Source organism: Scandinavium lactucae (genome assembly GCF_033843265.1).
Classification (GTDB): domain Bacteria; phylum Pseudomonadota; class Gammaproteobacteria; order Enterobacterales; family Enterobacteriaceae; genus Scandinavium; species Scandinavium lactucae.
Genome location: NZ_JAWXRD010000002.1, coordinates 121,915 through 134,020 on the forward strand (window position 1 = coordinate 121,915; position 12,106 = coordinate 134,020).

The window sequence follows — 12,106 nt, forward strand, 5'->3', positions numbered from 1 at the left end:
AAAGCGAATTCAAGACCCCTCAGAAACGGATTTTCATCCCCACCGATGCGGACAGATTGGCATCGACATTGGTGTCGCCCCCGTTATCCCAGGTGCGCCCCACTTCCGTATAGGCCTGCACATCGTTGGTAACGGTCCACGTCGCGCCGACGGCGGCTTCGGTGGCACTGTATTTCTGGCTGGCGTTAAGGGTCGTTTTGCCATGGCTGTTCGCGCTATTGCGGTACGTCACCGCGTCATCACCGTCGGTCAGCTCCTGCCAGTAGTTCACCCGCACATAGGGTTTCACTTTGCCGACGTGGGTGTCGTAGTCTGCGGTGAGACGCGCCCCAAGACGGCCAATCACCGCGCTATCGGCGTCGATGCCGACGTGCGTATTGGCCCCGTCGTTGAGCGTCACATCATCAAAGTCGCTCCACTGCCAGACCAGCTGCGCCTGCGGCTCGAACGCCCAGTTGCTGTCGCCGAGTTGCCAGGGTTTACCCACTTCGACCGACGCGGTCACGCTGTTGCCATCAGGGTGATAGGTCTGCCCATCGCTCAGGTTTTTCAAATCAACCGAATGGTAACCATATTGCAACACGTTATCAACATACAAACCGTTGCTATCGGTCCAGGTCGCGTAGCCGCCGACGTAGGTGGAGAACGTGGAGTTATACGCGGAGCCGCCACCCATTCCGGTATTGCCGCTGACCGAGCTGTCGATATCCATAAAGGTGGTGTAGATCCCGGTGCGCCATTGATCGTTCTGCCACAGATCAACCCCCATCTGCATCCCGTCGTACTGCGAATGGCTCTTGCTGCTGGTCGCATCATCGAGGTGAATATCGACGGTTTTGGTCAGATAACGCGCCCAGAAGCGATTCTCCTGATCCGCTGGCACATCGGCCCGCCACGGCTGCTCGTCACCCACACGCTGGTGCAGGGTGCCCAGCACGTACAGATCGGCCTGACGGGTGATCGCCGCTACGCTGTTAAAGCCCGGCACCACCGGGTTATAACCCGCCCGCAGGAACCAGTCTTCCCCCGCTCCGCTGGCGTTCCCGGCAAACAATTGGTACTGCCATGCCCCGGCGATCAGTTTATCGCTGCCAATGTTAAAGGCGTCTTTAGTGGTTTGCGCGGTGGTGGTCGCGCCGTTTAACGCCTCTACCACCCTGATACCGTCGCCGGTGGTCGGTTCGCCGAGCTGGCTGACGTCAATATCCAGCCGCGTCGTGCCGGTCGCTTTCCCGCCGTTGATCACCAGTTTGTCCGCCACACCAGGGCTGTGCTGCTGGGCGGCAATTTTTATCGTGCCGTCCATCCCGACATAATCCCCGTTGACCGTCAGGCTCGAACCGACATGGCCCCCGCGCAGATTGACGGTGCCCTGGTTGACCAGGTTCGCCACCGTCTGGTTATGCCCCCCGGTATCGAGGGTGGCGTTCTGGCTGACGATGTGCGAGGACCTGGCGCTGAGGCGCGACACGCCGCCTGCCAGCAGCGTGCCGTTTTCCACCAGCGTGTAACCGCGCCAGGTATTCAACCCGTTCAGCACCGTGGTACCGCTGCCGCGCTGAATAAAGTCCCCTGCCCCCGAAATGACGCCATCGAGGTTAACGGTGTTATTGCGGTTCACCACCAGGGTATCGAGGTTGAGAATGTTGCCAGTCGCGCTGCCGGTATCGCCACCGTTACCGAGTTGCAGGGTGCCATTGCGGATGGTGGTCAGCCCGCTGTAGCGGCTGTCCTGGGTCAGGGTCAGCGTGCCGTCACCCGTTTTGATCAGACCGCCGCTGCCGCTCACCGCCGCCAGCAACGAGACGTTGCTGCCATTGGTGTCAATGGTGCCGCCATCGCCGCTTAAGGTCCATGCCCGGGCGGTATCAAACGCCGCACCATAGCGGAAAGTGCCGCCGTTCAGGGTAATGCCGGTGCCTGTCGCGCCGAGGTTCTGGTCACCGCTAACCTGCAACACGCCGCCGCCGACGGTGGTCCCGCCCTGATAGCTGTTATTACCGTTCAGCACCAGGGTGCCGACATCGGTTTTATCGATCCCACCGCGGCCAGTGATATCTGAGTTGATGGTGGCGGTATAGCGCTTGCCGAGCGCGGTACCGTCGCCAACGCGGATCACCGTATCGGCAGTGTTAGTGGTGATAACCCCATCGTTAATCACATAACCGTTGGTGGCGAACTGTGCCCCGCTGATCAGCACCTCACCCAGGCTGTTATCGACGGTGACGTTCCCTTTTTTACCGCTGAATACCGCAAATGCGCCGTCGCTGAACGGGGCGTTGATACTGCCGCCCGGATCGGTCTGATCGGTAGTCCAGTTGTCGTTCCCGCCGCTGTTCTGCCACAGGCCGTCGCCGCCGTCGATTTTGCCGTTATTTTTCAGCCTGCCGTTAGCGCCGCCGGTGCCGTCCCAGAAATTAAGCACCAGGCCGGTGGTGTTGACGAGGTTGACCTGATTCGCCACCGAAGTCTGGATATAGAGCTGATCCGCCGCCTCCGGAACGGTGCCGAACAGCAGGCTGTTGTTGGTCAGGTTGCCGCTGTAGTTGATGACACGATACACCCCGACATCAAACTTGCCGCCCGGTGGTTCGGTGATATTCAGTCGACCGTCGAGGGTCAAATCACCGTTGACCACCAGCAGATCGTTCAGCGCGTCCTTCCCGTCCGGCACGTTGGATTTACCGAACTGGAAATCGAGCTGCGAATTCTCTGCCAGGGACAGATTGTTCATGGTCAGGATCCCGACGCTGCTGAGATCTTTCCCCGGTGCCAGATGACCGTTATCCGCCACGCTGACGTTGCCGCCGAGCGTCCCTTCCCCGCCGAGGGTCGCATTGCTGGCCACGCTGGTTGCACCGGTGGCGGCACTTTGATTGCCGTTGATCAGCAGCGCACCTTTCAGCACCGCAGCCGCCCCGGTAAAGGTGTTATCAGCGGTCAGGGTCAGAATGCCGGTCCCAACTTTCTCCAGCCCGCCACCGACCCCGGAAATCAGGCCGCTGATGGTGTCGTTCAGATTAAGATTACCTTCGCTCAGGGTTTTATTCCCCACGTCGACGGTGCCTGCGCCGGAGAGGGACCCGATGGACGTTTTACTGTCGACATCCGCCAGCGCCACGTTCGCGCCACTTTGGTTAACAAGCCGTGCATTCGCTGCCTGCGCATTGCCTGAGAACGACACCAGCCCGGCGTTAGTGGTCACGCTGGTGCCACCGTCCGCGCTGCCGGAGAGCAGCAGTTGTGAGTCGGCATCGACGTTAATCGCCGCGCTGCCCGCGTTGCTGCTGCCGGTAAAGCGGGCGGTGCCGTCGGTCAAACCGATCGTGCTCTGCCCAGCACTGGCGCTGTCGTTGAATGCCAGGGTCGCGTTATTCACCGCGAAGGTGTGGGTCTGAGCGTTAGCGCTGCCGTTGACGTTGACCTGGGCCTCATCGGTCAGCGATACGGTGCTGTCCTGCTTGCCGAAAGCCCCGGTGGCGTTGACGTTGACCGCCAGCGTGCCGGTGCCATTTTTGCCCTTCACGGTGGTATTGCCCAGATAGGTATTGGCGGTATTCAGCACCAGTTGGCCTGAGCCGGTTCCAGCCGAGGTGTCCTCGATAGTCAGCGGCCCGTCGCCGCCAATCACCCCAGTGGGGGTGAAGACGTTGCCGTAGGTATCGAAGGTCCCGCCGCCGGTGCCATCGACGAAGAACAGACGCGAGGTGGTTAAGTCCGCCCCGGCCTGGAAGCTAGCCCCATTTTTCAGCAGCACCGAATTGGTGCTGGCCCCGAGCGCGTTGTCACGAGTGATATTCAGCGTACCGTTCCAGACTTCAACCCCGCCGGTAATCTGGTTATTCCCGGTTAAAATCAAACGGCCCGGGTCGGTTTTCAGCAGCCGGATATTGCCGTCCGCGACATCATTCTGTACCAGATCGACGGCAATGGTCGTCGTAACATCAGCCCCGGCCGCGCCGTCGCCTACGCGAATGGCGAAATAGCTGTCGGCATGAGTCGCCCCCTGAGATGCGTAGCTGTTGTCAGGGGCAAAGACACCCGGCGGGTTGGTCGCCACAAAGCGTAATTGTGAATCCGGTAAATCCGGGTCCGCTATGAGCTTATATCCGTCGGTGGTGAACTGCATCCCAGAGGTGAGCACTTCGCCAAAGATATCACTCACCAGGACGGTGTTCGCCGCCCCCTGGAATACCGCGAACGAGGCTTGCGCCCACGGCGCGTTACCCACGCCGTCTTGCTGGGTCCAGTTATTACTGCTGCCAGAAATTAACGCCGTCCAGTAACCAAATCCGCCATCGACCTGACCATTACCACTGATCCCATCCCCGTGATTACTGCCGTTCACATCGCCGTCCCAGAACTGGAGCTGGTTCGTCGGGTTCACAAAGTTCAGCACCAGGTTGACCTGATGGTTGATATTGGTCTGAACCCCGTAGTTTTCAGCGTCGTTCGGCGGGAGTGACGCAATATCCAGAGTGTTATTGGTCAGCGAGCCGCCGTAGTTAAAGAGACGATAAACGCCGGGCAGGAAACTGCCGCCGTTAGTCAGGGAGACATTCAGGTTGCCATCGAGCGTCAGGTTGCCCTTAACCTCAACCAGGTCGTTGAGTGCGCCGCCTGGGGTGTAGGCCTCACCCAACTGGAACTGGCTGTTGGTATCCCCCGCCAGGGTCAGATTGCCGTTCACGGTTAAGATGCCCGTGCCGTTGCCCCGCGCGTCATCGCCGGGTTTCAGTGTCGTGCCAGGATTAAATACCACATCGCCACCCAGCGTACCGTACCCGCCCAGGGTGCTGCCGCTGTTCACCGTCGTCAGGCCGGAGCCGCTCTGCACGCCGTTAATCAGCAGCGTGCCATGCTGTACATCGGTTGCGCCGGAGTAACTGTTTGCCCCGCCCAGACGCGTAATGCCCGCTCCCATCTGCTGGAAACGACCGCTGCCCGAAATCACCCCGTTCAACGACACCGCATCAGAATGGTTAACCGTCAGGATGCCGTTATCGGTGATGTTGGTCTGCTCCGAGAGGCTCCCCACCGTGCCGCCATTGCCGAGGCTCAGTTCCGAATTGCTGCCGATCAGTGTATTACCCGTGTAGGTGTTATCGCCCAGCAGGGTCGTGTTCCCGCCGCCAATACGCTCCATGCCGCCTGAGCCCGAAATAACCCCGCTGTAGGTCTGGGTCTGGTTGCCATCGAACGAGACCAGGCTATCACTGCCCGCGGTGGCGATATTGTAGTTATGCACGGTGGCAACCCCGGTCTGGGTGGCGCTGTTGCCGCTACGTAATGTAGCCCCGCCGTTGACATTAATCACCGGCGTACCCGACAGGGTAAGATCATTTACCACCCGCATATCCGTGGTCGCGCCATCCAGCGTCAGCGTGCTCCAGCCGGAACCGATGTTGGTGCCGAGACTGAGATTGTCTGCCGCCAGCGAGCCAATGTTACCGACGATATTGGTAAAGGTCAGCGTGCTGCCGCTGCCGCCTTCGCTCAGAATATGCGTGGTATCCGCGATATCGACAGTGTTGATAGTGGCCCGGTCCTGCCCATCTGCACCTTCAAACGTCACGCCCCCCGTCAGGCTGCCGCCGCTCCAGCTAAACTGGTCGCTACCGCTGCCCATCAAGATTTCTCCCTGGGTTTGCTGCCCGCTTGCGGACAAGGTCACGCTGTCATTCCCGCTGCCGAGGGCGATCGCTTTTGCGGTACTGCTGGCCGCTTGCAGGACCCCGGTATTACTCAGGGTGTGATTGGCACTGCCGGTGGCATCAATCACCGTCGCGTTCTGGCTGTTGCTGGTGATGGTTCCGCTGTTGCTGATGCTGCGAGCGCCAAGGTCACCGCTGAGATCGATAAGCGACTGACTGTTGCTGGTGCTGCTGGAGGTGATAGTGCGGGTGTTACTAAACGCCCCGGCATTTTGTGCCAGGATGGTGCTGCCGGTATCGCTGCTGGTGGTGATGATGCCGTTATTGGTAAGGCTCGAGGCGTTGATGGCCTCAATCGCCGCACCCGCCCCGCTCGCCATGGTGATATTGGTGCCTGACGTCACCTTCCCGTTGGTCCGGGCGAGAACCCCCCGGCTGCCATCGCCGTTACCGTAAATGGTGTAGCCGGTGCCGATGGTTAAATCCCCGGTCGTGGCGGAGCCGTCCGCCTGCATGAAGGCAAATCCGCCGCCGCTGCCGCTGACGTTCAGGACGTTCCCCGTCCCCTCGGCGGCAAAGGTGACCGCCGTGCGAATCGCCGGGCCATCGTCGGCGTTGATGGTGACATTGCTTAGGTTGATGCTACTGGCGTTGGCATTGTTATTAATCCCTGCGCCGCTGTCGGTGATATCGATGGTGGTATTGCTGGCGTTAAAAGAAGATGCACCGGCGCTGTCGATGAGCACCCCATCTGCCCCCCCGCTGGCGCTGATATGGTTCCCTGTGCCGTTAACGGTCAGGTTGGCCCCGACCCCGGTGAGCTGTACCGCCGCCAGGCCACCGTCAGCCGAAACTTCGCCAAGCTGATTGACGATAGCCCCTGCCCCCTGAACCCGGACCCCAACGTTACCGCTGCCCTGAGCGCCGGAGACGCTGATCGTGCCGTTGTTGGTTAATTGTCCCGCGTTCTGGATATCCACCCCAATGTTATCGGTGCCCGCCACGCTGACGTTAGAACCCACCGTGGCGATCCCGCCATCGTGCAGCAGCACCCCGGTGCTGGTGTTGCCCGCCAGGGTGATATCTGCCCCGCTGTTGAGCAGCAAATCCCCTTTATGCGAGACATTGTATCCGGTGATACCGTTTTGCCCGGCCGCTGAGACGATGTTGGCATCGGAAGTCACCTTCGTATCAAGGGCATCATCGTCACTGCCAATATCGCCATTGATACTGTAATCACGCCCATCCACCTGTACCGCAGTGGTGTTATCGCCCGCCAGGTTTATCGCGCCGTTGCTGATCGTTCCCACCGCACCGCCGGTGACTTTTACCCCAACGGCATTTTCACCGCTGACGTTGATCAGCGCGTTGCCGGTGGTCATATTGGTCGCCACCGAGCCATTGAGCGTATCAACCCCGTTGGCAAAAACGCCGGTAGAGCCGTTGCCGGAGACCGTCAGATTGTAGTTTCCGCCCGTCGTCGCCCCGGTGAAGGTTGCACCATTATCGACGGCGAACAGAATGGATTTGGCCTGTCCGGCATCGCTAATCGTCGGGTTGGCGAGATTGATGCTCGCCCCTTGCCCCCAGGCGTAGTAGCCAATCTGATCGCTGTTCTCAAAGGTTAAGGAGGCGGGCGCGCCGATAGTGATCGTCGCATCGCCGCGGGCATGTACCCCGATGGCACCGGCGGCAAGCAGTCGTACCGCGGAATCAAACTGCACCGTCGCCGCGTTGCCGTTCAGCCCCTCGGCGTACAGGGCATAGTTCCGGTAGGCATACGGGTTTTCATCGGTTCCTCCCAAATCGCCTTGCGACCCGACGATAATCGAGCTGTTACTGGTGGAGGTCATTTGCGCGTTAGCGTCCTGAGCCAGCACGCGCAGGGCGATATTGTTATCCCCGTCGACCTGAATATCCCCGTTGTTGGTGACAACCCCGGTATTGTCCTTCACGTACATGCCGTAGTTAGCCGCCGCAGAATCATTAACCAGCTTGCCGAGCACGTTAATCTGCCCGTCGTTGGTGACCGTGGCCCCTCCGCCATTCACCAGGATCCCCGCCGCATTACGGGTGTTTTCCAGCAACGTGATTGTCCCGGTCGTATCATTGAGCAACGTGCCATCGCCAAGTGAGGCAATCGCCGCCGTCAGGTTGCCACTTCCTGCCAGGTTAACCGCCGTGGGCGCGGTGCTATCCGTCACCGGCGTGCTGCCAACATACATCGCTCCCCGGTTGGTGAAGTTGGCATCTTCAGCGGTGAGGACACCGTAAGCACCGCCTTTACCATCGGTATTGTGAATGTTGCCGACAATCGCAATGGTGGCATCCTGCGCGTTGGTCACATTGGTCGTATTCCCGGCGGCGATACCGTAGGCGTTATGGGTTGCCGTATCGGTAATGGCCACGTTGATGTGGCCATTGTTGGTGATGGTGCTGCCCCCCTCCCCAATGATGGCCGCCGCCCCGCTACTGTTATTCACATTCTGATTGCTGCCGTCTTTTTCGAGGAACAGCCCGGCATTGAGGACCCCGTTGTTGGTGGCTGTCGCATCGTTGACCCGCATGCCACTCGTTAGCGGGCTATTCCCGCTGCTGCTCCAGGCATTAATCGCCCCGTTGTTGGTAATCACCGCCCCGCGATCGGCCTCCATCACCGACGTCGCCCCATCAACGGCCAGGCTTCCCCCTGCGGTCACCGTGCCGCTGGCATTTTGTCCAGTGGCATAGATTACCCGCAGATTGCCGTTGTCCAGCGTGGCGTTATTGGTATGCGCAGCCAAATCATTCCAGACGTTGTAATTCACGTTGATGGTGGTGCTTTCGGCCTGGCCCAGCAAACCGGAAATAATGTTGTTGTAGATCGTTTGCGCTTCGACTGATGAGGTTATCGGGCTGCTGCCGTTTACCGACGCGCCCGCCAACAGCCAGTATTGCACCTGCGGTTTACCGGCATAAGCCCCCTCCCCCAGCAGATAATCGTTCACATCAGCGATATCTGCGGAAGAGGTAATAGCAAACTCTTTGTCTGCAAGCCGAATGACTCGCCCGGTATTGCCGATCTCCTGATACTGCGGCAGGATCTGGGTGTAGTTATATTGGGTGCTTTGGACGCTGGTTTGGCTGGACTGGGTGGCGATTTTGGCGGCGGGACGGAAGTGGATGTAGTTATCCGATTGCCAGTTGGCAGCACCTGCGTTGCCGCTGTCCGCCGCCACAAAGGCCAGCGTCGAATTTTTCGCCAGCAGGTCGATGGTATTTTGGGCAGACGCAATCGGCGTTGTGCCGGTGGTATCGGCCCCGACGTTAATATTGGCAGTACCGCCGCCCTCGCTGACATACGCCAGGCCCACATTGTTCAGAATACGGACCGAATCAGGATCGAAGATCGGGATTTGCATATTGGCGACCGGGACATCAGCCGCCGAGGTAAACGACGCGGAATCATAAACGCTGATGACTTCATAGCTGCCTTCCAGGCCTTGTACCTGGACATTCAGCTCCTGGTTTTTCTGCGGGATCGCCGGGCTGGGAGAATAGGTATAATTGGCAATATTATCCGCAGTAATCGGCGTCGTGACCCCCTGCGAATCTATTGCCGTAATGGTAATAATACGATTCCCAACCCCCGCCGGGAGCGCATCAATCGCAGAAATTGACGTACTACTCACGCCATTGTTGGCATAGGCCGGAAATGCCGGGATAGCCCCCAGGATATTTAGCGTCGTGCCCGCAGGGTAATTGGTGGGGCCAGGGTTTACATCAATGGTGTAAGCGGTTCCGGTGTTGATCACCTGATCGAAGTTATAACCCGGGTCGGTCGGGAAGGCATACGTCGGGTAATCCTGCGCCCAATACACATCATCGGCAACGGCCATCGCGGGTAACATCCCCGCCGCCAGCGCCCCCGAGATCAACAGTTTTCGCCGCCCTGAGCGCGATGCTTTTCCTCGATATCCTGCGCTGAATTCCGCCACGGGGATAAATGCGGAGGCCACGTGGCTCCAGACCAAACGGTAAATTCTGTTCATGTTTTATCCATTCAAAATCAAAGAGTTAAATTAGGCTTAACGCAAACTGGAGCAAGAGACAGGACGGTTACTTTTTGTAAAAGTAGTACACTCTTCTTAATCCAACCTGTCGAAATGTGAAAAAACACAACATTTTGTGATCATAAAATTAACTGCTGCATCGACCTTCGGTTGGGTGGAATGAGGCGAAATCGGCAGGGTTGATTTGAGCGCCCCTGAGGGATCCACTATCATCATCGGTAATCAAATCTGGAGTAAATTCATGGATATCAAGCACAGTACCGGAGAAGTGGCGATTGCCAGCGTGAAGGGTTACCTCTGGTTTTTGTGTCTGAATATTATTTGTTGTCTGTGGCTGGTGCTGCGGGTATTTGGCGGCGCGTCGATCCCAATGGATGCTGAAAATTACACTCTGCCGCTGTACGGCATTATTGGCTTTTCGGTTATCAACGGGCTCATGACCTGGCGTCTGCATGACCGCATTAACGAAGGGCTGTATCAGAAATGTCTGCCCGCAATCGTGCTTATCTTCGGCGCTTTCTGGTCAGTTATTTTTTTTCACATGCTGAATGATTTTAAACAGCCCACTATCGCGATGGTGGCGCTGGTTCTCGTCCTGCTTCCGGCGACCATTACTTTTTACCTCTCCGCCAAATTGTTGACCCTGTTTATTGGGCCGATTATCGCTACCGTTATCGTGGGTGAGATTATTTCGCCGTTGAAATTCACCTTATTGCAAAGCATCGCAGCGGCGATCATCCTGCTGGTGGTGCTTTCGGCACGCTATATTTTGCTAGAGTCCTATCAGCGTACCCAGCGCAGCGAGTATGAAAAAAATCTGCTGATCAAGAAATTACTTAAACTCGCCAACTACGATACCCTCACCGGACTGTATAACCGTCACAGCCTGAGCGAATATTTTACCCGCAGCACTCGCGCCCTTAGGCAAAGTAAAAAATCACTGTTTCTGATTGTGCTGGATATCGATTTTTTCAAGCAGTACAACGATCTGTATGGTCACGTCGAGGGCGATAAATGCCTGATTCGGGTCTCACGCTGCATTGAGCAATCGCTGCGTAAAGAGACCGATGCCGCCTTCCGCTTTGGTGGTGAAGAGTTCGTGGTGCTGGCGACCTGCGACGGGCCGAGTAGCGCGTTGAGCATCGGCAAACGTATTCAGCACGCCTTGGCCGAGGCACGTATTGCGCATAAAGGTTCAACGGTTGCACCGCGCGTGACGCTGAGTTTGGGCGTGGCGCAATGGCACCCCGGTATGACGCTGGAAGCCCTGCTGGAGTTTGCCGATAAGCAGCTGTACCAGGCGAAACGCGATGGCCGGAACCGACTTTGTTGGGAAGGGAAAAAGTAGGCGTGTCCGGCGGCGTGTCGCAGTGACCTTCCGCCGGAAAGGGTCAGACGTTCTTGAGATGCATCTGCTGGGCGTCGTTTAACGCGAGACGCAGGTTGTCGTTGTTGTCGCTGAGCAACTCCCGGGCACGCCAGGCGTCCAGCCCGGTCATGATGCTCAGGATCGCGGTGCGGCAGTGATTATTGCTGTTCGCCAGCGCCACTTTCGCCTGCGCCCGTGGGCAATCGGTCACTTCCATCACAATAGCGATTTGCCGCTCCTGCCAGCGCGTGCTGGTCGCCGGGACATCGACACGCAGGTTGCTGTATACCCGGCCACTGCGAATGGCAATCCCGGTGGTGAGCATGGTGAGAATTTGCTTCTGCGCCTGATGCGCTTTCGGGTTGTTGAATCCGGCCACCACTTCAGGGCCAGTCGGTGGCACAACCGCAATATCGGCCAGCTGTGCGGCTTCGCTGCTGGCATCCTGGGTGATTATCCCGACCCGCGCCCCCAGCGACCACGCATGGCGCAAAACGCCCCATACCCAAGGCGTTTTGCCACTCACGCTCAGACCAATCAGCATATCGTTGTTGCTAAAGGCGATGGTTTCGAGGTCTTTGACGCCGCGGTCATAATCCGCCGCCGCCAGCTCCGAGGTTTGCACCATCGACTGCATTCCGCCCGCCATCAACGCCAGCAGGGCATGTTTGTTGTCTGGCGCGAACTCCCCTGCCGCCAGCACTGCCGCCCGGCCAGACGCTCCTGCGCCTGCCAGGATAACCCGACCGCCCCGGCTGAGGGTCGCCGTCGCGTTATCCACCAGACGGGTAATGTCCGGCAGGCACGCGGCAATCGCATCGGTCACCTGTTTATCTTCCCTGTTGATCAGCGCCAGCATGTCGTGCGTCGAGAGTTTATCTATCTCAGTGGTGGCGGCGTTGCGACGTTCCATGGCAATACTCATTGGCTTAATGCTCATAACACGCTCCTTTGTTATCGTCCTTATCTACTATAAGGATATTCCCAACCGGAACCGCGAGTGCCGTCACGCTTCACTGCCCATTCTCCCC

3 protein-coding genes are annotated in these 12,106 nt (G+C 58.3%); 1 reads left to right on the forward strand and 2 read right to left on the reverse strand.

Translation table 11 applies throughout. The features are described from left to right. Positions 1-19 precede the first annotated feature (19 nt). Positions 20-9,685 carry an autotransporter-associated beta strand repeat-containing protein gene (locus SIK69_RS02635; RefSeq protein ID WP_319785330.1) on the reverse strand — a complete coding sequence of 3,222 codons (9,666 nt, stop codon included), beginning with the start codon at positions 9,683-9,685 and terminating at the stop codon, positions 20-22. 262 nt (positions 9,686-9,947) lie between these two features. On the opposite strand from SIK69_RS02635, the gene SIK69_RS02640 reads away from it, so the two are divergent. Then, positions 9,948-11,054: a GGDEF domain-containing protein gene (locus SIK69_RS02640; RefSeq protein ID WP_319785331.1), complete on the forward strand. Its 1,107-nt coding sequence runs from the start codon at positions 9,948-9,950 to the stop codon at positions 11,052-11,054. A 43-nt stretch (positions 11,055-11,097) separates the two neighbouring features. On the opposite strand, the gene SIK69_RS02645 is transcribed toward SIK69_RS02640, so the two are convergent. Further along, a complete protein-coding gene (locus SIK69_RS02645; protein WP_319785332.1) occupies positions 11,098-12,015 on the reverse strand; it encodes an N-acetylmuramic acid 6-phosphate etherase in 918 nt (305 codons plus the stop codon). Between the last annotated feature and the right edge of the window lie 91 nt (positions 12,016-12,106).